Below are 25147 nucleotides of genomic sequence, written 5' to 3' on the forward strand. Positions count from 1 at the left end.
GTGGCCGTTACCTAAATAACGGATATGTACCCGGTCCAACTGTGTTGACTGTTAGGCCGTCATCGCAGGCAAGCCAGCTCCCACCGTTTTAACTGCGATCAGCCTTGAGCACTTCGTAATCGCGCAGTTTGTTGGCAATGGTGGTGTGCGACACCCCCAGGCGCTTGCCCAACTGGCGACTGCTGGGGTGTTCGGCATACAGGCTTTCCAACACCGCCTTCTCAAAGCGCCCGACGATATCCTCCAGGCTGCCCTCCAGGGAAAAATCACCCAGCGGCTGGCGCACGCCATAGTCCGGCAGACGAATATGCTCAACCTTGACCGTACCGCCCTCACACAACGACACCGCCTGGAACAGCACGTTTTCCAGTTGCCGCACGTTGCCCGGCCAGTGGTAGTGGCTGAGTTTGTCCATGGCCGCAGGGGCCAGCTTGGGCAGTGGGCAACCGATCTGCCGACTGGCCTGGTCGAGAAAGTGCTCGACCAACGGCGCGAGGCCATCCAGGCATTCGCGCAACGGCGGGATATGCAGCGACAGCACATTCAGCCGGTGATAAAGGTCCTGACGAAACTCACCCCGGGCGCAGAGTTCCGACAAGTCCACCTGGGTCGCGCAGATCACCCGCACGTCCAGGTACACCTCTTCATCACTGCCCACCCGGCGAAAACAACCGTCCTGCAGAAAGCGCAGCAGCTTGACCTGCAAGCGCGCGCTCATTTCCCCCACGCCATCGAGAAACAAGGTACCGCCCGCCGTCAGCTCAAGCAGGCCCAATTTACCTTCCGCCCGCGCCCCTTCAAATGCGCCGGGGCCATAGCCAAACAGTTCAGTCTCGGCCATCGACTCGGGCAACCCCGCGCAGTTGAGCGCCATCAACGGCGACTGCCCCCGCGGGCTGGCCAAGTGGCAGGCCCGGGCCAACAGCTCCTTGCCGGTGCCGGTTTCGCCTTCTATTAATAGCGGCGCATCCAGCGGCGCCATGCGCCGTGCTTCGCGCACCACTGCGGCCATGACCTTGGAGCTTTGGAAGATGCTGTCGAAACCGCGCAGCTCTTGCTTGCGCACGTTATAGATACGCTCACCGACACGGTCGGCGCGGTGCAGGGTGAGCACGGCGCCGGCCATGGCTTCGCTGTCATCGTGCTCGGAGGATTGCAGGGGCGCGATGTCCGCCAGAAATACGTCACCCTTGACCTTGACCCGCAGGCCATTGATTCGCGATTTGCTGGCGCGCACCAGTTCCGGCAGGTCGAAGTCCTCGGCATACCGCGACAGGGGAATCCCGGGCACCTCATCTACCCGTACGCCAAGCAACTGCGCCGCCGCACGGTTGGCGGCCACGATGGAGCCGCCCATATCAATGGACAGCACTGGAAATTCCAGGGCGCCGAGCAACGCATTGAGTTCCATATGCCGACGCTCGCTGGGCATCAGCCCTACCCGCTTGACGCCAAACACCCCGGCAATCGCCTCGAACTGCGGTCGCAACGCCTGGAACTGCATGTTCACAAGGTTAGGGCAGAACAGGTAGATGGCGTTGCCATGCTCACCGCCGACTTCGCCCTTGGCGACGTTGACGCCGTACTCCACCAGCAGGTTGAGGATGTCCCGCAGGATGCCGATGCGGTTCTGGCAGTGCACTTTGATACGCATGGAAAGACTCGAAAAGGGAGTAGGCGCCGCGTCTTTTTGTCGCTGGGCGCAGATAGTCGTCAAGATTATGTGACAGTACGGCAGCCATTCCCAGCCCATAGCTGTGACAAGTCGGACTATCGTAACGAATACTTTACGATTCTCGGTGATTTTTCCTACATGCGTCCATTAAAGGCTGATGGAATCCTGCGCCTATCCGGTTATCAATAGAGGCATCCCAGGACATAACAAGAACGAATGCCTAGCAGGAGAGCCGTATGAAGCAGACGCACTACGTGGCCCGCGAGCCCGATGCGCAAGGTTTTATCCACTACCCGCCAGAAGAACATGCGGTGTGGAACACCCTGATCACTCGCCAATTGAAAGTGATCGAGGGCCGCGCCTGCCAGGAATACTTGGACGGCATCGACAAGCTCGGCCTGCCCCTGGACCGCATTCCCCAACTGGGCGAGATCAACAAGGTGCTGGCCGACACCACCGGCTGGCAAGTCGCCCGCGTGCCGGCGCTGATCCCCTTCCAGACCTTTTTTGAATTACTGGCCAGCAAGCAGTTTCCGGTGGCGACTTTTATTCGCACCCGTGAAGAACTGGACTACCTGCAAGAGCCGGATATTTTCCACGAGATCTTTGGCCACTGCCCGCTGCTGACCAACCCCTGGTTCGCTGAATTCACCCACACTTACGGCAAGCTCGGCCTGGCGGCCACCAAGGAGCAACGGGTGTACCTGGCGCGCCTGTACTGGATGACCATCGAGTTCGGCCTGGTGGACACGCCCCAGGGCCGGCGTATCTACGGTGGCGGCATCCTGTCGTCGCCTAAAGAAAGTGTGTATTGCCTGTCGGACGAGCCTGAGCACCAGGCCTTTGATCCGCTGGAAGCGATGCGCACCCCCTATCGCATCGACATCCTGCAACCGCTGTACTTCGTCTTGCCCGAACTCAAGCGCCTGTTCGACGTGGCGCAGGAAGACATCATGGGCATGGTCGAGCGCGGTATGCAGCTGGGTCTGCACGCACCGAAATTCCCACCCAAGCCCAAAGCCGCGTGAACCTCACGTTTTAAGGCCAGGTGAGTCTGTTCCCTGGCCCCGCGTTGCTTTAGGGTAACGCCACTGACCTTCAATCATTCGAATTCAGGACACCTTCCATGACCACCTTGAACCAAGCCCACTGCGAAGCCTGCCGCGCCGATGCCCCGCAAGTCAGCGATGAAGAACTGCCGGTACTGATCAAGCAGATCCCTGACTGGAACATCGAAGTGCGCGACGGCGTGATGCAGTTGGAAAAGGTTTTCCTGTTCAAGAACTTCAAATTCGCCCTGGCCTTCACCAACGCCATGGGTGAAATCTCCGAAGCCGAAGGCCATCACCCAGGCCTGCTCACCGAGTGGGGCAAAGTCACCGTGACCTGGTGGAGCCACTCCATCAAGGGCCTGCACCGTAACGACTTCATCATGGCCGCGCGCACCGACGAAGTGGCCAAGACCGCCGAGGGCCGCAAGTAATGCATTTCGATGCCATTGGTCGCGTGCCCGGCGACCCGATCCTCGGGCTGATGGACCTGTATGCCCAGGATGCCAACCCGAACAAGTTCGACCTGGGCGTAGGTGTCTATAAGGACGACCAAGGCCTGACGCCGATTCCTCACTCGGTGAAGCTGGCGGAACAGCGCCTGGTCGAGACCCAAGTGACCAAGACCTATATCGGTGGCCATGGCGATGCAGCCTTCGGCAGCCTGATCAGCGAACTGGTGCTCGGCGCCGACTCGGCCTTGCTGCGTGACCGCCGCGCTGGCGCCACGCAAACCCCCGGCGGCACCGGCGCCCTGCGCCTGAGTGCCGACTTTATCGCCCACAGCCTGCCGGGCCGTGGCGTGTGGCTGAGCAACCCGACCTGGCCGATACACGAAACCATTTTTGCCAAGGCCGGGCTCAAGGTCAGTCATTACCCTTACGTGGGCAGCGACAACCGCCTGGACCTGACGGCGATGCTGGCGACCCTGTCCAGCGTGCCCAAGGGCGACGTGGTATTACTGCACGCGTGCTGCCATAACCCGACCGGCTTTGACCTGTCCCAGGATGACTGGCGCCAGGTCTTGCAGATCGTGCGTGAACGCCAGTTGCTGCCGCTGATCGACTTCGCCTACCAGGGCTTTGGCGATGGCCTGGAGCAGGACGCCTGGGCGGTGCGCCTGTTTGCCGCCGAGCTGCCGGAAGTGCTGATTACCAGTTCGTGCTCGAAGAACTTCGGCCTGTATCGCGACCGCGTGGGTGCATTGATCGTCTGTGCGGCGGATGCTGAAAAGCTCACTGATGTACGCAGCCAACTGGCGAATATCGCTCGCAACCTATGGTCGACGCCGCCGGATCATGGCGCCGCCGTGGTGGCGACCATCCTCGGTGATGCACAGCTGAAAAAGCAGTGGAGCGAGGAAGTCGAGGCCATGCGTTCGCGGATCGCCCAGTTGCGTTCCGGGTTGGTGGAAGCGCTTGCGCCCCATGGGCTGGCCGAGCGCTTTGCGCATATCGGCGCGCAGCGTGGGATGTTTTCCTATACCGGCTTGAGTGCCGAGCAGGTCAAGCAACTGCGCGAGAAGCACAGTGTGTATATGGTCAGTTCGGGGCGGGCTAACGTGGCCGGTGTTGATGCAACGCGCTTGACGTTGCTGGCTCAAGCCATCGCCGACGTTTCCAACTGAAGCAACAGGATTACGTGTGGGAGCTGGCTTGCCTGCGATGGCGGTGGTTCAGTTGCAGATTAATTGCCTGGCCCACCGCCATCGCGGGCAAGCCCGCTCCCACAGGGGATTGATGCCGGACGCTGAATCCGTGTGCGATACCTAGCCAGCGCCCACTTTTATAAGCACGCAGGGCTTCAGCCAGCGACCATTTCGGCCTTTAGCAGTGCCTCTTTGGCCTGCGCATCCGCCAACCGATACAACTCGATATGCCCATCCCAGTGCTCGATCAAGGCCGTGCACGACTCCACCCAATCCCCGCAGTTGAGGTAATCCACCTCGCCCACCTTGCGAATCTCGGCATGGTGAATATGCCCGCACACTACCCCGTGCAATTCACGCTTGGTCACTTCGTGGGCAATCGCCTCTTCGAAATCGCTGATAAAACTCACTGCCGTCTTGACCTTGTGTTTCAGGTACGCCGACAGCGACCAATAACCGTAGCCATACCGCGCACGCCAGTGGTTCAGCCAGCGGTTCAGCGTCAGGGTGAATTCGTAGGCCGAGTCGCCGAGGAAGGCGAGCCAGCGGTGATAGCGCGTGATCACATCAAACTGGTCGCCATGAATCACCAGCAAGTGGCGACCATCGGCGGTGACGTGCACGGCTTCATCGACCAACTGGATATTGCCCAGGATCAGCTTGGAATAGCGACGCAGGAACTCGTCATGGTTGCCGGTGACATAGATGACCTCGGTGCCACGCTTGGCCATGGTCAGCAGGCGCCGAATTACGTTGGTATGGGCTTGAGGCCAATACATGCCACCGCGCAGTTTCCAACCGTCGATGATGTCACCGACCAGGTAGACCTTGTCGGCATGGTAGCCCTTGAGAAAGTGCGACAGGTGTTCGGCCTGGCAATCCCGAGTGCCCAGGTGCACGTCGGAAATCCACAGGGTTCGCACCCGTTGCTTGCGGCTGGGCTTGGTGAACTCGGCACGGGTCATGGGCATCCCTCGACGCTGTTTTGGCGAGCTTGCGCCTTGGCGATTAATAGTCCATGACAAGCGTGCGTCAGTCTGATGACAGCGCCCGCGGCCCGCCAAGCGTTGTAGACTGACGGCTTGCCGCCCTGGAGACCGCGATGAGCCCGACCCTCACGCTACGCCACTACCTCGAAGCGCCCATTGCCCACAGCCATGACCATGCGCAGTTGGTGTTCGGCCTTTCCGGGCACCTGGACCTGGAAGTCGATGGCCGTGGCAGCCAGGTGCGCGAAAGCAGCGTGATGGTGCTGCCCTTCTCCACCCACCACGCCTGCATCAGCCGCGATGGCAGCCGCTGCCTGGTGCTGGATGTGCCGACCGAGCACTGGGTGGTGCAATCCTTGGGCGAACATGCCGATGCCAGCCGCCGCTTGCTCGACCAACCCGCACGCCTAGCGCTGGATGCCCGGCAACACCAACTGGTGCAGTGGCTGGCACAAAGCCCGGTGCACGACCCGCTGATCGTCCAGCAAGGCGCCGTGTTGTTACTGGCCAGCCTCAACCACCCTCAGGGTCAACCGCTGCCTGGCCGGCGTCTGCCTTATGCCGCGTTCAATAGCCATATCGAGCGCCATGCGGCGCGTCCGCTCCAGGTGGCCGACCTGGCGCGGATTGCCGATTTGTCCGTGCCGCGCCTGCATGCACGGTTTATGGCTGAGTGCGGGCAAACGCCGATGGACTATCTACGCAGTCGTCGCTTGCATATGGCGCTCAGGCTTTTACGCGAAACCTCCCTGCCCATCGGCGAGATTGCCGAGCGCGTCGGCTACGCCTCGCAAAGTGCATTTTGCGCGGCCATGCTACGGGCCTTTGGCGCCTCGCCCGGGGCGTTGCGTCGGGCGGGCTAGCAAGAGTCTTGCGCTAAAAATCACCCGGCCCGCGACAGACGCCCATCCTCCAACCCTCTAGACTGCGAGGCTGTCACCCCCTGTTGGATCAAGGATCGCAATGACTCCCCGCTCAGCCCTTGGCGCCCTGCATATCGGCGCACTGATGTTTGGCCTCACCGGCGTATTCGGCAAGCTGGCGGCGGCCTCCCCTGCCATCATCGTATTCGGCCGGGCCGCGTTTGCCGTGCTGGCCCTGGCGGTATTCGCCCGCTTTGCCAGCAACGCTCCCTGGAAAAAACTGGAGATGCGTGACTGGCGTCGCCTGCTGGTCAGCGGCGTCGTGCTGGCCGCCCATTGGGTGACGTTCTTTATCGCTGTCAAAGTCGCGGGTGTGGCCGTGGCGACCCTGGGGTTCACCGCATTTCCGGCCTTTACCGTAATCCTTGAGGGGCTGATTTTCCGCGAGCGCATTCGCGCCAATGAAGTGCTGCTGGTGGTGCTGGTCACCGTTGGCCTGGTGCTTGTGACCCCGGATTTCAATCTCGCCAGCGAGGCCACGGGCGGGCTGCTGTGGGGCATCGCTTCGGGCCTGTTGTTCTCGTTGTTGTCGCTGAACAATCGCGCCAGTTCAGGGCGCATTCCTGCGGTACAGGCCGCGCTGTGCCAGAACGTCGTGGTCGCCGCGCTCCTGCTGCCCGTGGCCGCGCCGGGGCTGGCAGATGTGCGAGGGATAGATTGGCTGTGGATCGGGCTGCTGGGGGTGTTTTGTACCGGCTTGGCCCACAGCCTGTTTGTTGCCAGCCTTGCGGTGATCAAGGCGCGCACCGCGTCGGTGGTGTTTGCGATGGAACCGGTCTACGGCATCACCGTGGCCTGGCTGTTGTTTGCCGAAACCCCGACCCTGCGCATGCTGCTGGGCGGCGCCTTGATCATCGTCGCCATCGTGCTTTCGGGCGTGATGGGCAGCGCCAGCCAGGCCAAGCAACCGGCGCCGGCCTGATTTCAGACGCTACGGTCGTTATGCCCGAGGTCGCGCTGCGGGTCGATCTGGTCGCGCACTCGCTGCTTGAGCACCTTGGCCTCGGGAAAACCGCCATCGGCCTTGCGCTCCCAAATCTGCACGCCATCACAGGTGATGCGAAACGCGCCGCCAGTGGCCGGTTCCAGCGCCACGCGCCCCAGGTCATCGGCAAAGGTGCTGAGCAACTCCTGAGCCAGCCACGCGGCGCGCAGCAACCACTGGCACTGGGTGCAATAGGTGATAACGATCTCGGGTTTGCATGCAGACATCATTAAGCGGCTCCTGGCGTAACAGGCTCAGCGAATCGGGTGGCTATAATAGCGGCCTTTGCCGCCCAGCCACGAGATTGATGATGCGCCGCCTGCTGTCTTGCCTGTTCCTGTGCCTTGTCCCCCTACTTGCCGACGCTGTAGAAGCCCCCCGCCCGAAAATCGGCCTGGTACTGTCCGGCGGTGCCGCCCGTGGCCTGGCGCACATCGGCGTGCTCAAGGCGCTTGAGGAGCAAGGTATTCATATCGATGCGATTGCCGGCACCAGCATGGGCGCGGTGATTGGCGGGTTGTACGCGTCGGGCTACAAGATCGACGAGTTGGAGAAGTTGGCGCTGGGTATCGACTGGCAGCAGGCCCTGTCCGACGCGCCACCGCGTGAAGACGTACCGTTTCGGCGCAAACAGGATGACCGGGATTTCCTGGTCAAACAAAAACTCAGTTTCCGCGACGACGGCAGCCTCGGCCTGCCGCTGGGTGTGATCCAGGGCCAGAACCTGGCACTGTTGCTGGAAAGCATGTTCGCCCACAGCAGCAACACGCGTAACTTCGACAAGCTGCCGATTCCCTTTCGCGCCGTGGCTACCGACATCACCACCGGCGAAAAAGTAGTCTTCAGCAAAGGCCACCTGCCCCAGGTGATACGCGCCAGCATGTCGATCCCCGCGGTGTTCGCCCCGGTAGAGTTGGATGGCCGCCTGCTGGTGGACGGCGGCATGACCGACAATATCCCGCTGGACGTGGCGCGGGAGATGGGCGTCGATATCGCTATCGTGGTCGACATCGGCACCCCGCTGCGCTCGCGCAAACAATTGGCCACCGTGGTGGACGTGCTCAACCAGTCCATCACCCTGATGACCCGGCGCAACTCCGAGGAGCAACTCAAGGCCCTGTACCCCAAGGACGTGTTGATCCAACCGCCGCTGGCCGCTTATGGCGTCACCGACTTCGGCCGCGCCAAAGACATGATCGACGCCGGCTACCGCGCCACCCGTGCCCTCGACGTACGCCTGGCACACCTGCGCCCTGCCGAACCCATCGACGCCGACCTGATAGCTGCGCGCACGCCGGGCGAACGCACCCCGGTGATCACCGCAATCCAGGTGGAGAACGACTCCAAGGTCAGCGACGACGTTATCCGCTACTACATCCGCCAGGGGCTGGGAGAACCGCTGAACCTGGGCCGCCTGCAATCGGACATGGGCACCCTGTACGGCCTGGATTACTTCGAGCAGGTGCAATACCGCGTGGTAAAAAAAGGCCAGGACAACACCCTGGTGATCAGTGCACGCGGCAAGCGCAGCGGCACCGACTACCTGCGCCTGGGCTTGAACCTCTCGGACGACATGCGCGGCGACAGCGCGTTCAACCTCGGCGCCAGTTACCGCGTGAACGGCATCAACCGCCTCGGCGCGGAATGGCTCACACGGGTGCAGATTGGTGATCGGCAGGAACTCTACAGCGAGTTCTACCAACCCATGGACACCGGCTCACGCTACTTTGTGGCCCCCTACATCAGGGCCGAGGCACAGAACGTCGAGCTGATCCTGGACAACGACCCCATCTCCGAATACCGCCTGGAACGCTACGGCTTTGGTTTGAACGTGGGCCGGCAGATCGGCAACAGCGGCGAGATCCGCTTTGGCGTGGGCGAAGCCTGGGGCAAGGCGGACGTGCGCATTGGCGACCGCGACCTGCCGAGCGTGAGCTTCAGCGAAGGCTTCTATGAACTCAAATACTCCTTCGACTCCCTGGACAACGTGTACTTCCCCCACAGCGGCGAAGACATCGGCCTGGCCTTTCGCGAGTTCGAACCCGGCCTGGGCTCGGACCAGCGCTACCGCCAGTGGGAATTCAAGCTGGACAAGGCCATGAGCCACGGCCCGGACACCCTGATACTGGGCGGCCGCTATGGGCGCACTCTGGATGATTCGGATGTGGTGATTTCCAGCTTCCTGCTCGGGGGCGCACGGCAATTGTCGGGCTTCCGCCAAGATGCGATTTCAGGGCAGAACATCAGCCTGATGCGCGCAGTGTACTTCCGCAGGCTCACCCCGCGCTCGTACCTGCCACTGGACTTCCCGTTGTACCTGGGTGCATCCCTGGAACGGGGCCGGGCGTGGAACAACGATAACGAGTTCGACAGCGGCTATATCAATGCCGCGAGTATTTTCCTGGGGTTTGATACACCCTTGGGGCCGCTGAATTTCAGCTATGGGTTCAATGATGATAATCAGAAGGCGGTGTACTTGAACCTGGGCCAGACGTTCTAGGAAAGGATTGCCAAGGACTTTTGTAGGAGCGAGCTTGCTCGCGAAAAATCCACAGACGCCGCGTTTATTCAGAAAGCCCGCATTATCGTGACGTTTTTCGCGAGCAAGCTCGCTCCTACATACTGCAGTTCAGGACTTTTCCAGGTTCGCCAGGATGTGCTCATGCACCCGCATGCACACCCGCAGGTCTTCCTCATTCACACCCACGAACAACTCATGGCGCAACGCCGTGGCGATGGTTTCGATCTGGTCGATCAGCGGTTGGGCGGTATCGCACAGCAGGATGCGTTTGGCACGACGGTCTTCCACCACGGCTTGGCGTTGCACCAGGCCCTGGCCTTCCAGGCTATCGAGCAGACGGGCCAGGGTGGGCCCTTCCACGCCGACACTTTGGGCCAATTCACGCTGGGTGGGTGCTTCGACAAAACGAGCCAGGTGCAACAGCACGAGCCAGCGCGCCTGGGACAAGCCCAGCCCCGCCAGCCGGCGATCCAGTTCGGCGCGCCAACCTCGGGACATTTGCGCCAACTGCATGCCAAAACGGTGTTGATCGGTTAACGGCATAAAAAACTCATGTTTAAGACTGAAAATAAAGTATGGCTAATTATTAGTCAGCTAAGCATGAGCCCTGCCCGTAGGCAAGGCCCGCTATGTACTGATTCGTTACATTGTCGTAATTGGCACACTAAATTTCGAATTCGGACTGCAAAGCGGCACGCACGCAGTACAAAACGCCTTCCGGAACACGCCCGGTAAATAACGGCGCAATCTCCGTGACAGCTGGCAATTCGCCTTCTCCATCGAGAAAAGCGTCCTGGATTTCACCGAGCAAATCCTCAGGCAAATCAAGGGCCTGCTCCAGGGACAATTGCTGCTTGCCGATGGCTTCGGCGAGCAAGGTGTACACGTTTTTTTCCGAGCATTGCAGCTGGCCGGCGATCTGGATCGGGGTCATGCCGGCACGGGCCAGGCTGATCAGTTCGTGGCGAATATCGGCGATTTCCTTCGGCGCTTCGGCCTGGCCGCCGAGCACTTCCAGGAAGGCCTGGCCGTAGCGCTCCAGTTTGCGCGCGCCCACACCGCTGACCCGGGCCATCTCGGCCATGGTGGTGGGCTGCTCGCGCAGCATCTCCAGCAAGGTGGAGTCGGGGAAGATAACGTAGGGGGGCACGCTGTGCTCCTGCGCCAGTTTGCGCCGCAGGGTGCGCAAGGCTTCCCATTGTTCGCGCTCCTCGCCCCGCACCAATTGGCTGGCCTGGCTGGCGCTGCTGCTTTTGGCGGTGGTCTGCGGCTTGAGGTCGCGGCGCAGTTCCAGGCTCACTTCGCCCTTGAGCAACGGCCGGCAACTGTCATTCAGGCGTAGCCCGCCGTAGCCTTCGATATCGATGTCGACCAGACCACGGGCAACCATCTGGCGAAACAGCGAACGCCACTCACCTTCGGCGCGAGCTTTACCCACACCGTACACCGAGAGTTTCTCGTGGCCGAAGCTGCGGATTTTTTCGTTGTCCTTGCCCAGCAGCACGTCCACCAGGTGGCCCACGCCATAACGCTGGCCGGTGCGATAGATTGTCGACAATGCCTGGCGCGCCGGTTCGGTGGCATCCCAGGTTTGCACGCCATCGATGCAGTTATCGCAGTGGCCGCAGGGCTCAGGCATGTCTTCGTCGAAATACGCCAGCAGGGTCTGGCGGCGGCAGCGGGTCTCTTCGCATAACGAGAGCATGGCGTCGAGCTTATGTTGCTCCAGGCGCTTGTGGCGCTCGTCGCCCTCGGAGTTCTGCAGCATCTGCTTGAGCATCACCACGTCTTGCAGGCCGTAGACCATCCAGGCATCCGCCGGCAGGCCATCGCGGCCAGCACGCCCGGTCTCCTGGTAATAGGCCTCGAGGGACTTGGGCAGGTCCATGTGCGCCACGAAACGCACGTTGGATTTGTCGATGCCCATGCCAAAGGCAATGGTCGCCACCATGATCAGGCCTTCCTCGTTGAGGAAGCGTTTTTGGTGCGCAGACCGCGTTTCATTGGGCAGGCCGGCGTGGTAAGGCAGCGCCGGGTAACCTTGCTCACAGAGGAACGCGGCGACTTCGTCGACTTTCTTGCGCGACAGGCAGTACACGATGCCCGCATCACTGCGCCGCTCGGACAGGAACGCCAGCAACTGCTTGCGCGGCTGCTCCTTGGGCACGATGCGGTAGAAAATATTGGGCCGGTCGAAACTCGACAGGAAGCGCTCGGCGTTCTGCAAATGCAGGCGCTCGACGATCTCTTCGCGGGTACGCTTGTCGGCGGTGGCGGTCAGCGCAATGCGCGGCACATCGGGAAACAGTTCGGCCAATTGGCCAAGCTGCAGGTATTCGCGGCGGAAATCGTGGCCCCATTGCGACACACAGTGGGCTTCGTCGATGGCAAACAGGGCGATCTCAAGGCTCTGCAAAAAGGCCAGCATGCGTGGCTGCACCAGGCGCTCCGGCGCCAGGTAAAGCATTTTCACCTCGCCACGCTTGATGCGAGCAGCCAGGTCGCGCTGCTGCTCGGCGCTGAGGGTGGAGTTCAACGACGCGGCGGCGACCCCGAGTTCTTCAAGGGTGGCTACCTGATCGTCCATCAGCGCAATCAGCGGCGACACCACCACGGCCAGGCCGTTGCGCAACAGCGCCGGCACCTGGAAGCACAGCGACTTGCCGCCACCGGTAGGCATCAGTACCAGGGCATCGCCGCCACTGGCCACGCGCTCAATGATCGCACCCTGGCGGCCACGAAAACTGTCGTAGCCGAAGATGTCCTTGAGGACGCGTTGAGCCTGCTCGAGCATGTAAAACTCCAAAATGGTGCCGAAATCCCTCTATACAGGCTGGCCGAAAAAAACCGCGCTCACGAAAAATAATCCGTAAGCGAAGTTTTCCCGGATTGGCGCTGGGCCTGCAGGGGCATCACAAAACGCGGCAGTATACCCGAGCGTTCTCCACCAAAGGGCGCCACTGACGAATAGACGCACCAGGCTAAAACCGGGCAAATATGCCGTGCGGCTGGCCTGGGCGCTCAAGAAAGCCTAGAATTCAGCATCGTTTATTCCCAAGGTAGCCCTTCAATGTCCTTCGCTGAGCAACTAACCCGCCTGCAAGCCTTCCTCGACGCCGATGAGCTGCATGACGAGGCGCTGGACTACGTGGCCGCCCACGGCTACCTGACCGCCCTGTCGATCTGCTCCGACCCCGTCCCGGACCGTGAATGGATCGATGCGCTGTTCGCTGAAGAGCCTCACTACAGCGACGACGCCCAGCGCGCAGAAATCGAATCCACCCTGGTCGCCCTCAAGGCGCACATCGCCCGCCAACTGGCCTCCGACGAAGAGTTCGAGCTGCCGTGCGAGCTGGACCTGGGCGACGATCCGGATGACTCCGACCTGCGCGGCTGGTGCATCGGTTTCATGGAAGGCGTGTTCCTGCGCGAAGCCGCCTGGTTCGAAACCGCCGAAGAAGAAGTCAGCGAAATGCTGCTGCCGATCATGGTCGGTTCGGGCCTGTTCGAAGAGGAAGCAGAGTTCTCCGACATCGCCGCCGACGCCAACCTGATGGACGACATGATCGTGCAGATCCCGGAAGCCCTGACCGCGCTGTACCTGCTGTGCAACGCGCCTGACGAAAAACCGGCGATCCTCAAGCCACGTCACCACTGAGTCGCTTGCCCGTGGCACCCATGGGCAACCGTCCACTGCTCCTGCGCTACGCGCTGCTGGCCATCGGCTGGCTAAGCGTAGCGTTGGGAGTGATCGGCATTTTCCTGCCGGTATTGCCGACCACACCCTTCCTGCTACTCGCCGCCGCCTGTTTCGCTCGCAGCTCCCCGCGCTTCTACCACTGGCTGGTGGAACACCCGCGCCTGGGGCCCTGGGTGCGCGACTACCTGGACGGCAATGGCATCCCGCTCAAAGGCAAGGTCTACGCCATTGGCTTGATGTGGTTGAGCATCTCGATTTCCTGCTACCTGGTGCCGCTGCCATGGGCACGGGGCTTTATGCTGACCAGTGCAGTGCTGGTGACGATCTACATCCTGCGCCAGAAAACCCTGCCGCCACGCTGAACGCCGCCTGCGACATTCGATCCCACACGACCTTGGTCGACACTGACTAACACCGGGCATCATGCGAGACTGTCCAACCGGGCCTGGAATGCCCGGGTGTTCTTATGCTCGGAGTTACCATGACGCTGTCCAGCGGGCTGATCGCCGCCGTTGCCCTGGCCTATATGGCCACTATGTTTGCCATCGCCTTTTACGGTGACCGCCGCCATGCGCCGCTGCCGCCGCGCGTGCGTGCCTGGGTGTATAGCCTGTCGCTGGCGGTGTACTGCACCAGTTGGACCTTCTTCGGCGCCGTAGGCCAAGCCGCCGAACAACTGTGGGCATTCTTGCCGATCTACCTGGGCCCCGTGCTGTTGCTGGTGCTGGCACCCTGGGTGCTGCAGAAGATGATCCTGATCAGCAAGCAGGAAAACATCACCTCCATCGCCGACTTTATCGCCGCCCGCTACGGCAAGTCCCAGTCCCTGGCGGTGGTGGTGGCACTGATTTGCCTGGTGGGCGTGCTGCCCTATATCGCGCTGCAGCTCAAAGGCATTGTGCTGGGCGTGAACCTGCTGATCGGCGCCGGCCCCGACACCACCGGCACCCGCGCCCAGGACACGGCCTTGATCGTGTCGCTGGTGCTGGCGCTGTTTACCATCGTGTTCGGCACACGCAACCTCGACGCCACTGAACACCACCGCGGCATGGTGCTGGCGATTGCCTTTGAGTCGCTGGTCAAGCTGTTCGCTTTTCTGGCCGTGGGTGCGTTTGTCACCTACGGCTTGTACGACGGTTTCGGCGACCTGTTCAGCCAGGCCATGCTCGCCCCGCGCCTGGAGGAATACTGGAAAGAGACCATCAACTGGCCATCGATGGTGGTGCAGACCGGCGTCGCCATGATGGCGATCATTTGCCTGCCGCGACAATTTCATGTGACGGTGGTGGAGAACATCGACCCCCAGGATTTGCGCCTGGCCAAGTGGGTGTTCCCAGCCTATTTGATCCTCGCGGCACTGTTTGTGGTGCCCATCGCCCTGGGCGGCAAGATGCTGTTGCCAAGCTCAGTGCTGCCGGACTCCTATGTGATCAGCCTGCCTATGGCCGAGGCGCACCCGGCCCTCGCGGTGCTGGCGTTCATTGGCGGTGCGTCGGCGGCCACCGGCATGGTGATCGTGGCAAGCATCGCCTTGTCGACCATGGTCTCCAACGACATGCTGCTGCCCTGGCTGTTGCGGCGTTCCAGCGCCGAACGGCCATTCGAAGTGTTCCGCCACTGGATGCTGTCGGTGCGCCGGGTGAGCATTGTGATCATCCTGCTGCTGGCGTACGTGAGCTATCGCCTGCTGGGCTCCACCGCCAGCCTGGCGACCATCGGCCAGATCGCCTTTGCCGCCGTGACCCAACTGGCCCCGGCGATGCTCGGCGCACTCTATTGGAAGCAGGCCAACCGGCGTGGGGTGTTTGCCGGTTTGGCCGCCGGTACCTTCCTGTGGTTCTACACCTTGGTCTTGCCAGTGACGGCGAAAAGTCTGGGCTGGTCGCTCAACCTTTTCCCCGGCCTGACCTGGATGCATTCCCACCCGTTCGGGCTGTCGGTCACGTCGCTGACCTTGGGCACCGTGTTCTCCCTCGCGGGGAATTTCACCCTCTTCGTGTGGGTGTCGATGCTGTCGCGCACACGGGTTTCCGAGCACTGGCAGGCAGGCCGTTTTATCGGCCAGGAAATCAGCCAGCGTGCGAGTGCGCGCTCCATGCTGTCGGTGCAGATCAGCGACCTGCTCAGCCTCGCGGCACGCTTCGTCGGGGAAGAACGGGCCCAGCAGAGCTTTATTCGCTTCGCCTACCGACAAGGCAAAGGCTTCAACCCCAACCAGAATGCCGATAACGATTGGATCGCCCACACCGAACGCTTGCTGGCCGGCGTACTCGGGGCCTCCTCGACGCGGGCGGTGGTGAAAGCGGCAATCGAAGGGCGGGAAATGCAGCTGGAGGACGTGGTCCGTATCGCCGACGAAGCCTCGGAAGTGCTGCAGTTCAACCGCGCCCTGCTGCAGGGCGCCATCGAGAACATCACCCAGGGCATCAGCGTGGTGGACCAGTCGCTCAAGCTGGTGGCCTGGAACCGGCGTTACCTGGAACTGTTCAACTACCCGGACGGCTTGATCAGCGTGGGCCGGCCAATTGCAGACATCATTCGCTACAACGCCGAGCGCGGCCTGTGTGGCCCTGGCGAAGCGCAAGTGCACGTGGCGCGTCGCCTGCACTGGATGCGCCAGGGGCGTGCGCACACCTCCGAGCGCCTGTTCCCCAATGGTCGAGTGATCGAGTTGATCGGCAACCCGATGCCCGGCGGCGGGTTTGTCATGAGCTTCACCGACATCACCGCGTTCCGCGAAGCCGAACAAGCGCTGACCGAAGCCAACGAGGGCCTTGAGCAGCGAGTGACCGAGCGCACCCATGAACTGTCGCAACTGAACGTGGCCCTCACCGACGCCAAGGGCGTGGCCGAATCCGCCAGCCAGTCGAAGACGCGGTTCCTGGCGGCCGTGAGCCATGACCTGATGCAGCCGCTGAACGCTGCGCGACTGTTTTCCGCCGCCCTCTCCCACCAGGCCGATGGCCTGTCCGGCGAGGCACGGCAGTTGGTGCAGCATCTGGACAGCTCACTGCGCTCGGCTGAAGACTTGATCAGTGATTTGCTGGATATTTCGCGCCTGGAAAACGGCAAGATCAATCCACAACGCCAGCCCTTTGTCCTTAACGAGTTGTTCGACACCCTGGGCGCAGAATTCAAGGCGTTGGCCCAGGAGCAACACTTGCGCTTTCGCTGGCGCGGCAGCCGTTTGCGAGTGGACAGCGACATCAAGCTGCTGCGGCGGATTTTGCAGAACTTTCTGACCAATGCCTTCCGTTATGCCGACGGCCCGGTACTGCTAGGCGTACGTCGCCGCAAGGGCGAACTCTGCCTGGAGGTCTGGGACCGCGGCCCTGGCATTGCGCCGGATAAACAAAAGGTGATCTTCGAAGAGTTCAAGCGCCTGGACAGCCACCAGACCCGTGCCGAAAAAGGCCTGGGCCTGGGCCTGGCGATTGCCGACGGCCTGTGCCGCGTGCTGGGCCATCGCCTGAGCGTGCGCTCCTGGCCGGGCAACGGCAGCGTCTTCAGCGTGTGCGTGCCGCTGGCCCGCAACCAGGCCAGCGCGCAGCCCAAGGCGCCGGCAGAAACCGGCCTGCCCTTGAGTGGCGCACGGGTGCTGTGCGTGGATAACGAAGACAGCATCCTGATCGGCATGCGCAGCCTGCTCACGCGCTGGGGCTGTGAAGTCTGGACAGCCGCCAACCAGGCCGAATGCGCGGCGTTGCTGGCCGACGGTATACGCCCGCAACTGGCGTTGGTGGATTACCACCTGGACCACGGCGAAACCGGCACCGAGTTGATGGGCTGGCTGCGTGCGCAATTGGCCGAGCCGATTCCCGGTGTGGTGATCAGTGCCGATGGGCGACCGGAGATGGTGGCCGAGGTGCATGGGGCGGGGTTGGATTACTTGGCCAAACCGGTGAAGCCGGCGGCGTTGCGGGCGCTATTGAGCAGGCATTTGCCCCTGTAACGGGGCTGTATTCGATCGCTATTGTAGGAGCGAGCGTGCTCGCGAAAAACTCAAAGGCGCCGCGCTCATTCAGCAAGCACGCGTTATCGTTGACGTTTTTCGCGAGCAAGAACTAGGCGTCCCCCTCGCTCCTACAGAAGGCGATGACCGCTTAACTGACTGGCATTAGAGCAAGCCCGCTCCCACAATTTCGATCCGTGTTTATTCCGGGAGATGCGCCACGCCGTCCGAATCGGTCATTGCCCGCTCCAGCAGATCTGCCGGCAAGCTCTTACTGGCGCGGGCCCCGAGCAACCTTAATTGCTCGGTACGGCTGACCAGGTTCCCACGCCCATCCGTCAGCTTGTTGCGCGCCGCGCTGTAGGCCTTGTCCAACTGTTGCAGCCGGTTGCCCACTTCGTCCAGGTCCTGGATAAACAGCACGAACTTGTCATACAGCCAACCGGCACGCTCGGCAATTTCCCGCGCGTTCTGGCTCTGGCGCTCCTGCTTCCACAAGCTGTCGATCACGCGCAGGGTGGCGAGCAAGGTCGTGGGGCTGACGATTACGATATGGCGGTCGAAGGCTTCCTGGAACAGCTTGGGCTCGGCCTGCAATGCCGCAGAAAAGGCAGCCTCGATCGGTACGAACAGCAGCACGAAATCCAGGCTGTGCAAACCTTCAAGGCGCTTGTAATCCTTGCCGGCCAAGCCTTTGACATGATTGCGCAGGGACAGCACGTGTTGCTTCAAGGCGGCCTGGCCAATCACCTCGTCATCCGCCGCAACGTACTGTTGATAGGCGGTCAAGCTGACCTTGGAGTCGACCACCACCTGCTTGTCGCCCGGCAACATGATCAGCACATCGGGCTGGAAACGCTCGCCATCCGGGCCTTTGAGGCTGACCTGGGTCTGGTACTCACGACCCTTCTCCAGGCCCGCATGCTCCAGCACCCGTTCAAGAATCAGCTCACCCCAGTTGCCCTGGGTTTTCTGGCCCTTGAGGGCACGGGTCAGGTTGGTGGCTTCGTCCGACAGGCGCAGGTTCAATTGCTGCAGGCGCTCAAGCTCTTTGGCCAGGGAAAAGCGCTCACGGGCTTCGTTCTGATAGCTTTCTTCGACACGTTTCTCGAAGGACTGGATACGCTCCTTGAGCGGGTCCAGCAGTTGACCGAGGCGTTCCTGGCTGGTTTCGGCAAAGCGTTGCTCACGCTCGTCGAAGATCTTGCCGGCCAACTCGGCAAATTGCGCACGCAGTTCGTCTCGTGAGCCTTGCAGGTCGGTGAGGCGTTGCTGATGACTCTCTTGCTGCTCGCGCAATTCGGCGCTCAGGGCCGCGGCCAAGGCGTCGAGGCGACGCAGTTCGGCTTCCTTGGCGCTACGATCGAGGTTCCAGGCGTGCGCGGCATCGCGGGCGTTATCGCGGTCGATCTGCAACAGCTCGACTTCACGGCGCAGCGCCGCCAAGTCGGCTTGCTTGGCAGCATTGGCCTGGCTCAGGTCACTGATCTCATCGCGGCTGGCGTCCAGTTGAGCGGCGAGCCCTTCCTGGGCCAGTTGTGCGGTCGCCAGGCGCTCCTCCAGCAGCTCCCAGCCGGTGGTGCGTGCGGTCAGGCGCCGCTGGAGTTGCCAGCACAGCGCCAGTAGCGGCACGGCTGCGCCCACAAGACCCAAGGCGATACTGGTCCAGTCAAACACCATAGCCATTTCTGCCATCACCGAAAAAGATCAAGGGTAACCAAGCCTAAGGCCGGAGGACAGCTCAGTCTTCGACCTGGCCCAGTTCGCGCTGGGCGCGACGGTCGCCGGCGCGAGCAGCCGAACGCAACAAATCGTGGCCGATGCGCCGGTCACGGGCATTTCCGCACTCGCGGCACATCAGTTGGCCAAGACGGCTCTGAGCGGCCACCACGCCTTCGCGGGCGGGCTGCTTGAGCAAGCGTCCGGCAAGATGCTTGATATTGGTGCTCTGCCCAAGGCGCGGGCTGTCGAGCAGCCACAAAGCGACCTTCAAGGAAAAACGCTTGGGTGCGGTAACAGTTTGGGGCGTGTCGGTAACAGAATGTGATACTGAGCGAAACTTCATAAAGCACTGTGGGGCAGAACGGAAGGCGCGCCACTCTACTCTTTTTTTCGCACAGGTAAAGCTGAAAAAACCGTGCACGCCCGTCCTAGAGCAAGCGCTCGGGACAATCCACAGAAGCTGTGGATAACTCAGTGGACAACCCCCCTGGAACAGGCGCAAAGCCCCATGGAACGGGGGCCGCAGTCAAACTGACGATTTTTTCACCAATAAAAAAAAGCGAGATTTTTCATTGACTTAAATTTTGATTACAGGCAAATGGGCGCACTTGCACACCAGTGACAGCAGGGTTACACCCTTGGCCTTGAATGTGCACAAGTCCTTATCGGCTGGTTATATCGTCGGCGTTTTTTGATTCAACACCGGTTAAACATGTTACTGAGCAGGCAAACCCAAGGGCTTTTCAAATCTGCCTCGGTTCGCCACACTGCGCCACCGACAATGCAAACCAGTAGGGCCGATGAAAGGAATTCTGTTATTCGCCGGGCTGCTACTGGCCATCTGCGCGATCTCCCTGGGAATCAATGCCGCGCTCCCCTCTCCGGACGGCGCACTGTTCGCCATTGCTATCTTGCTGTCAGCCGCCTTTACCGCCGTGATCCTGTGCATCGAACTCAGTGACGGAAGGATCAATGACATGCGCGAGGTGATCCGCATGATCGAGACCGGCCAGTCCTTGCGGCTGACGCTCGCCGCCTACGGGCTGGGGTGCGCACTGGCCGCGTCCATGACCGTGCTGGTCTATCACGAGTTGCTCGGCGGCTGATCGAAGTTTTTTTGCAATCGGCCTTCCCTTCCCTGTTTCAATCCGTTACTATCCGCGGCGTTAGTACCAAGCTGAAAGTCAATTCTGGTCGAACACGTCCCCTGAACCACATGGGATCGACCACCTCGATGGTTTCCAGGTATTCCTTGCGACGACACTGCCTTTGAACAAGCAAAGGGTGGCGCGAAGTTCCAATACTCTGACCGAACCAACCTGCAAATTGATCAGGATCTTCACCCCGGGCCCAGAACCTTTGCCCCTGTTGTGTTGCCTGCCCTCCTAAGTACCTACCTGCCAGCCCAAGCGCGCCAAATTTAATAGCGCTTCAAACTGGCTGCTTTGTTCCAGTCGGGTTCTTCGTTTGATCAATGGTGATCAGCGTTACTGGAACGTTTTAACGTTGCACGGTTCTTATCCGTGTCATTTGTAGGAACACCAATAATATGAACGCTCAAATCCACACTCAGGATGCCATTCGCACCCTCACCAACGCTTTTGCCCCAATGAACTGCCTGATCATGGCCGCTCGCAAAGGCTGTTTCAGCTTCACCCTGGTCAACGAACACGGCATCGCTCGTCACAGCGAACGCCTGTACCCCGATCAATACTCCAGCGCAGAACCGCTGCAGGCCGTGATCGATCGTACCCGTCAGGCACTGACTGCCTGATCGACCCGCGTCGCTGAAACCTCAAAAAACCCTGTTTGAATAACAGGGTTTTTTATTGCCTGGAATTTGGCCCTGAGTTCGCCGGGCTAAGTACAAATGGATATAAACGTTATAACCAGTTGCAGAAGATGTTTTAAAAACAGTCCTTTACATCGTGAATATGACACTACACTTCAACTCAAGCGGCGTGATCCGCTTACGACGGGCCTGAGATCCGATTCACCGCTGCCAAGCCCCCCTTCTCAGGCTCGTCCACTCTTTGCAAGGACTGAGGCTCGTATGGGTATTGCCGCCAGTGAATTGTGTCGTTATGTGATCAGGCCGACGCTGATGTACCTCGGCCGCCACAGCTCGACAGCCGAATCCCTGCTGCTGGGCATTGCCGCCAGCCAGTCAGAACTGGGCTCGGCGCTGCATGACCGCCGCGGCCACGGCCTCTACAGCATCACCGAACCACGCCACCGCGCGCTCTGGGATAACTACCTGGCGCTGGACCCGGAACGCGCCAGCCTGGTGCGTGGGCTGGCCAGCCAACATGCGTTCCTCAGCGCGCCCCAGTTGGAGTTGACGGTAAATCTGCGCTACGCCACGGCGATCGCCTGGCTGTTGGTGGAACAACATCGTCCCGCCCTGCCCGCGCCCGGCGATGTACTGGCCATGGCGCGTATCTGGAAAGAAATATTCCACCCCCAGGGCCGCCTGCGAGATTTCACCCACGCCTGGCAAACCTGTGTAATCCCAATGAAACAGGCAGCTTGCTGACCGGGCAAATTGCAAGATTCGGCAAAAAACGGCAATTTTGGTCGGATTGTCCTACAAAACCGCTCTATCTCCAGCATTACAGCCTATAGCGCGATCTGAAATTTATTGATACTTTCCGCAGCGGTGATCACACGGAGTTCTAATAATGAAAAAAGTAATGCTCAAGACCACACTTAGCCTCGCCGTTGCCATGGCATCCTCCCAACTGTTCGCCAGCGGCTTTGCGCTCAACGAACAGAGCGTGAGCGGGATGGGTACCGGTTTCGCAGGTCGCTCTTCTTCTGCCGATGATGCGAGCACTGTGTTCGGTAACCCTGCCGGTATGGCACGTCTGGAAGGCCAACAGATCACTGGTGGCGTTGCAGCCATTGATGCCTCTACCGATATCAGCAATGTCAGCGGCCGCTCCGCTGGTAGCAACAAAGGCGATATGGTGCCTTTCACCGCCGTGCCTTTCGGTTTCTACACCAATAAACTCAACGACCAGTGGGCTGTCGGCTTCGGCGTCTATGCGCCGTTCGGCCTGGTGACCGACTACGAAAGCGGCTTCCAGGGCCGTGGCTTTGGCAGCAAGAGCGAAGTGAAAGTCATCACTTTGCAACCGACCGTCAGCTACGCCTTCAACGATCGCGTTTCCGTAGGTTTCGGCCCGACCATCAACCGCATTGCCGGCACCCTGGAATCGGACCTGACGCTGAACCCTCGCGCGCCAGACACCAATATCAAGATCAAGGGTGACGACACCGCACTGGGCTTCAACATCGGCGTGCTGGTTCAAGCCACCGATACCACCCGTGTCGGCCTGACCTACCACTCCAAGGTCAGCTACAAGCTGGACGGCCACACCGAAGTCACCGCACCGACCGCGACCTCGCCGTTCCTGCGTAGCAACCGCTACGACGCCTCGCTGAAAATCGACACCCCTGAGTCCTACGACCTGTCCGTTACTCAAGACCTGACAGACGCATGGAAACTCTACGCCGGTGCGACCTGGACGCGCTGGAGCCGCCTGAAAGACATCACGGTCAAGAACGAAGGCGTCAGCGGCGCTACCGGCGGCGCGCTTGCCCCAGGCCTTGTCAGCACAATCAAGGAAGACCAGAACTGGCACGACACCTGGGCCTACGCCGTGGGTACTTCGTACCAGCTCACCAAGCAAGTGGTACTGCGTACCGGCTTGACGTTCGACCAGTCGCCGACCAACAACACGGATCGCTCGCCGCGCATCCCGACTGGCGACCGTACTATCTTCAGCCTGGGCCTGGGCTACCAGGTCATGGATAACATGACCATCGACCTGGCCTACTCCTACCTGAAGGAAGAGGACGTCAAGATTTCGCGCTCCAACCAATTGGCCAGCTACAACGCCAAGTATGAAAACAGCGCCAACGGTTTCGGCTTGGGCATGACCTACAAGTTCTAACCCGCAGCCGTATAAAAAAGCCCCGCTCTCCTGTGAAGGAGGCGGGGCTTTTGTTTGGCTGGCGGTCAGGGTTTGGAAGCCAATGCCTGTTCCACCGCCTTGATCAGCTCCGGACTGTCCGGCTTGGTCAGGCTGGAAAAACTGGCCACAACATTGCCCTGGCGATCCACTACATACTTGTAGAAGTTCCACTTCGGCGCCGCGTCGGCCTGCTGTGCAAGCACCTTGAACAGGTGCACCGCATCCGGCCCCTTGACCTTCTGCGGCTCGGTCATGGTGAAGGTCACGCCATAGTTCACGTAGCAGACCTTGGCGGTTTCCTCACCGGTCTTGGCTTCCTGCTTGAAGTCATCGGACGGCACGCCAATCACTTCCAGGCCTTGGCCCTTATAGCGCTGATATAAGGCTTCCAGTCCTTTGAACTGCGGAGCGAAACCGCAGAAACTCGCCGTATTGACGATCACCAAAGGTTTGCCAGCGAATTGCTGGCACAGGTCGATGGATTCCTTGGCCCGCAGCTTGGGCAATTGGCCCTCCAGCAACGGCGGGCAACTGGCGGCCATCGCCACGCTGCCAATAGCCATCAGGACGGGTACAGCGAGCCAGCGCATCTGCATGTCAAAAGTCCTTGAGTCGGTTCAGACCCACAACTTAACAGATCGCCATGCCCAGTTGCATCAACGCCAGGCCGCCCCGCTGCCAGCCCCACCAGGCCAGCAACAGCAACACCATCCCCACCGCCAACAGCATAAGACGCGCTGTCATGCTCATGCCGCCTCCATCTGCGCCTGTATACGTGCCACCGGCCGCTCACGCACCGGCCAATTCAGCGCGGCGGCGAGCAGGCTGAGCAAAATTGCCACCTGCCAGATCAAATCGTAGCTGCCGGTTCGATCATAGACCACCCCGCCCAGCCATCCGCCGAGGAACGAGCCAAGCTGGTGGAACAAGAACACAATCCCGCCGAGCATCGAGAGGTTGCGCACACCAAACAGGGTCGCGACGGTCCCGTTGGTCAGCGGCACCGTGGACAACCACAAAAAGCCCATCGCCATGCCGAACAGATACGCTGTGACTTCAGTGACCGGCGCCCACAGGAACAACACAATCACCACCGCCCTTAACAGGTACAAGCCGGTGAGCAGGCGCGGCTTGGACATGCGCCCACCAAGCCAACCTGCCGTATAGGTGCCGAACACATTAAACAGGCCAATCAACGCCAGCACGGTGGTGCCCACCGTGGCCGGCAGGTGCTGGTCGACCAGGTAAGCCGGCAAGTGCACACCGATGAACACCACTTGGAAACCGCAGACAAAAAAGCCGAAGGACAGCAACCAGAAGCCGGAGTGAGAACAGGCCTCTTTGAGCGCCTCACCCAGGGTTTGCTGGCCCACCGTGACCGCCAGCGGCCGGTCCTTGAGCATGGCGACCAGCGGCAGGATCAGCGCCACCATCAAGCCCAGCGCCAGCAACGCTGCCGACCAGCCGAGCCAGCCAATCAAGCCGAGGGTACCGGGCACCATGGCGAACTGACCAAACGAGCCCGCCGCGCTGGCAATACCCATGGCCATGCTGCGTTTTTCGGGCGCTACGGCGCGGCCGACCACGCCGAGGATCACCGAGAACGAGGTGCCGGACAGGCCAATGCCAATCAGCAAACCTGCGCTCAACGACAATGACCACGCGGAGTCAGACATGCCCATCAGCACCAGGCCGACGGCGTACAACACCCCGCCGACAAACACCGCCTTGGTCGCGCCGAAACGGTCGGCCAAGGCCCCGGTAAATGGCTGCGCCAAGCCCCAGATCAGGTTCTGCAAGGCGATGGCAAAGGCAAAGGTTTCACGCCCCCAACCGAATTCGCTGCTCATCGGCGCCAGGAACAGGCCAAAGCCATGCCGTACGCCCAAGGATAACGCCAGGATCAGCGCACTGCCTAAAAGGACCCAACCACTGGTGCGCCACATCGAGCTCATTTCTTATTCTCCGTTCGCGGGTATATACCCGCTTGTAGTCGAACAAAC

Annotated in this window: 22 protein-coding genes; 13 read left to right on the top strand and 9 right to left on the bottom strand. The window is 60.9% G+C overall.

Annotated elements, in window-relative coordinates:
• Nucleotides 1-88: 88 nt before the first annotated feature.
• On the bottom strand, nucleotides 89-1654 hold the full coding sequence (locus tag E1K68_RS19590; RefSeq protein ID WP_003192990.1) for a sigma-54-dependent phenylalanine hydroxylase transcriptional regulator PhhR: 1566 nt from the start codon (nucleotides 1652-1654) through the stop codon (nucleotides 89-91).
• Between the two features lie 257 nt (nucleotides 1655-1911).
• Between E1K68_RS19590 and phhA the strand changes: the two genes are divergently transcribed.
• The 3 genes from phhA (at nucleotide 1912) to E1K68_RS19605 (ending at nucleotide 4351) form a co-directional block, all read left to right on the top strand.
• Nucleotides 1912-2703: a phenylalanine 4-monooxygenase gene (gene phhA, locus E1K68_RS19595; RefSeq protein ID WP_003192992.1), complete on the top strand. Its 792-nt coding sequence runs from the start codon at nucleotides 1912-1914 to the stop codon at nucleotides 2701-2703.
• 98 nt (nucleotides 2704-2801) lie between these two features.
• The gene (locus tag E1K68_RS19600) at nucleotides 2802-3158 is read left to right on the top strand and encodes a 4a-hydroxytetrahydrobiopterin dehydratase (protein WP_003192995.1); all 357 of its coding nucleotides are present in this window, start codon (nucleotides 2802-2804) and stop codon (nucleotides 3156-3158) included.
• The gene (locus tag E1K68_RS19605; protein WP_057709775.1) at nucleotides 3158-4351 is read left to right on the top strand and encodes an amino acid aminotransferase; all 1194 of its coding nucleotides are present in this window, start codon (nucleotides 3158-3160) and stop codon (nucleotides 4349-4351) included. Before E1K68_RS19600 ends, E1K68_RS19605 begins: the two co-directional genes overlap by 1 nt.
• Nucleotides 4352-4527: 176 nt before the next feature.
• Here E1K68_RS19605 and E1K68_RS19610 read toward each other — a convergent pair whose 3' ends face one another.
• Complete coding sequence (locus tag E1K68_RS19610; protein ID WP_014719368.1) at nucleotides 4528-5337, bottom strand: UDP-2,3-diacylglucosamine diphosphatase; 810 nt, start codon at nucleotides 5335-5337, stop codon at nucleotides 4528-4530.
• A gap of 137 nt (nucleotides 5338-5474) precedes the next feature.
• Between E1K68_RS19610 and E1K68_RS19615 the strand changes: the two genes are divergently transcribed.
• Nucleotides 5475-6224: an AraC family transcriptional regulator gene (locus E1K68_RS19615; RefSeq protein ID WP_014719369.1), complete on the top strand. Its 750-nt coding sequence runs from the start codon at nucleotides 5475-5477 to the stop codon at nucleotides 6222-6224.
• 100 nt (nucleotides 6225-6324) lie between these two features.
• On the top strand, nucleotides 6325-7206 hold the full coding sequence (locus E1K68_RS19620; RefSeq protein WP_212614565.1) for a DMT family transporter: 882 nt from the start codon (nucleotides 6325-6327) through the stop codon (nucleotides 7204-7206).
• A gap of 2 nt (nucleotides 7207-7208) precedes the next feature.
• Here the strand turns inward: E1K68_RS19620 and E1K68_RS19625 are convergent, their stop codons facing one another.
• On the bottom strand, nucleotides 7209-7496 hold the full coding sequence (locus E1K68_RS19625; RefSeq protein ID WP_212614566.1) for a SelT/SelW/SelH family protein: 288 nt from the start codon (nucleotides 7494-7496) through the stop codon (nucleotides 7209-7211).
• 83 nt (nucleotides 7497-7579) lie between these two features.
• Between E1K68_RS19625 and E1K68_RS19630 the strand changes: the two genes are divergently transcribed.
• Nucleotides 7580-9769, top strand: a complete 2190-nt coding sequence (locus E1K68_RS19630; RefSeq protein WP_212614567.1) for a patatin-like phospholipase family protein — start codon at nucleotides 7580-7582, stop codon at nucleotides 9767-9769.
• Between the two features lie 129 nt (nucleotides 9770-9898).
• On the opposite strand, the gene E1K68_RS19635 is transcribed toward E1K68_RS19630, so the two are convergent.
• Both E1K68_RS19635 and recQ read right to left on the bottom strand, forming a co-directional pair.
• Nucleotides 9899-10333 (bottom strand): MarR family transcriptional regulator, encoded by a 435-nt coding sequence (locus tag E1K68_RS19635; protein WP_003193007.1) that lies wholly within the window; start codon nucleotides 10331-10333, stop codon nucleotides 9899-9901.
• A gap of 121 nt (nucleotides 10334-10454) precedes the next feature.
• Complete coding sequence (gene recQ / locus E1K68_RS19640; RefSeq protein ID WP_034136124.1) at nucleotides 10455-12584, bottom strand: DNA helicase RecQ; 2130 nt, start codon at nucleotides 12582-12584, stop codon at nucleotides 10455-10457.
• Nucleotides 12585-12860: 276 nt separating this feature from the next.
• On the opposite strand from recQ, the gene E1K68_RS19645 reads away from it, so the two are divergent.
• The 3 genes from E1K68_RS19645 to E1K68_RS19655 all read left to right on the top strand — a co-directional run bounded on the left by E1K68_RS19645 (nucleotide 12861) and on the right by E1K68_RS19655 (nucleotide 17442).
• A complete protein-coding gene (locus E1K68_RS19645; protein ID WP_003193011.1) occupies nucleotides 12861-13448 on the top strand; it encodes a YecA family protein in 588 nt (195 codons plus the stop codon).
• Nucleotides 13449-13468: 20 nt separating this feature from the next.
• The gene (locus E1K68_RS19650; RefSeq protein WP_019818414.1) at nucleotides 13469-13852 is read left to right on the top strand and encodes a YbaN family protein; all 384 of its coding nucleotides are present in this window, start codon (nucleotides 13469-13471) and stop codon (nucleotides 13850-13852) included.
• Between the two features lie 119 nt (nucleotides 13853-13971).
• Nucleotides 13972-17442: a PAS domain-containing hybrid sensor histidine kinase/response regulator gene (locus E1K68_RS19655; RefSeq protein ID WP_003193015.1), complete on the top strand. Its 3471-nt coding sequence runs from the start codon at nucleotides 13972-13974 to the stop codon at nucleotides 17440-17442.
• Between the two features lie 201 nt (nucleotides 17443-17643).
• Here the strand turns inward: E1K68_RS19655 and rmuC are convergent, their stop codons facing one another.
• Nucleotides 17644-19008, bottom strand: coding sequence for a DNA recombination protein RmuC (rmuC, locus tag E1K68_RS19660; RefSeq protein WP_212614913.1), 1365 nt, complete (start codon nucleotides 19006-19008; stop codon nucleotides 17644-17646).
• 175 nt (nucleotides 19009-19183) lie between these two features.
• Complete coding sequence (locus E1K68_RS19665) at nucleotides 19184-19507, bottom strand: hypothetical protein (RefSeq protein ID WP_003193019.1); 324 nt, start codon at nucleotides 19505-19507, stop codon at nucleotides 19184-19186.
• A gap of 457 nt (nucleotides 19508-19964) precedes the next feature.
• On the opposite strand from E1K68_RS19665, the gene E1K68_RS19670 reads away from it, so the two are divergent.
• The 4 genes from E1K68_RS19670 (at nucleotide 19965) to E1K68_RS19685 (ending at nucleotide 23123) form a co-directional block, all read left to right on the top strand.
• Nucleotides 19965-20270: a hypothetical protein gene (locus E1K68_RS19670; RefSeq protein ID WP_212614568.1), complete on the top strand. Its 306-nt coding sequence runs from the start codon at nucleotides 19965-19967 to the stop codon at nucleotides 20268-20270.
• Nucleotides 20271-20713: 443 nt separating this feature from the next.
• Entirely contained in the window at nucleotides 20714-20938 is a 225-nt protein-coding gene (locus E1K68_RS19675; protein WP_003193022.1) for a hypothetical protein, read from the top strand.
• 279 nt (nucleotides 20939-21217) lie between these two features.
• Complete coding sequence (locus E1K68_RS19680) at nucleotides 21218-21700, top strand: hypothetical protein (RefSeq protein WP_192001646.1); 483 nt, start codon at nucleotides 21218-21220, stop codon at nucleotides 21698-21700.
• A 145-nt stretch (nucleotides 21701-21845) separates the two neighbouring features.
• Complete coding sequence (locus E1K68_RS19685; protein WP_003193026.1) at nucleotides 21846-23123, top strand: outer membrane protein transport protein; 1278 nt, start codon at nucleotides 21846-21848, stop codon at nucleotides 23121-23123.
• A gap of 65 nt (nucleotides 23124-23188) precedes the next feature.
• On the opposite strand, the gene E1K68_RS19690 is transcribed toward E1K68_RS19685, so the two are convergent.
• Complete coding sequence (locus E1K68_RS19690) at nucleotides 23189-23740, bottom strand: redoxin domain-containing protein (protein WP_034136127.1); 552 nt, start codon at nucleotides 23738-23740, stop codon at nucleotides 23189-23191.
• A gap of 150 nt (nucleotides 23741-23890) precedes the next feature.
• The gene (locus tag E1K68_RS19695) at nucleotides 23891-25090 is read right to left on the bottom strand and encodes an MFS transporter (RefSeq protein WP_161975084.1); all 1200 of its coding nucleotides are present in this window, start codon (nucleotides 25088-25090) and stop codon (nucleotides 23891-23893) included.
• Between the last annotated feature and the right edge of the window lie 57 nt (nucleotides 25091-25147).

The sequence above is a fragment of the Pseudomonas sp. B2021 genome (assembly GCF_018135665.1).
GTDB lineage: Bacteria > Pseudomonadota > Gammaproteobacteria > Pseudomonadales > Pseudomonadaceae > Aquipseudomonas > Aquipseudomonas lactis.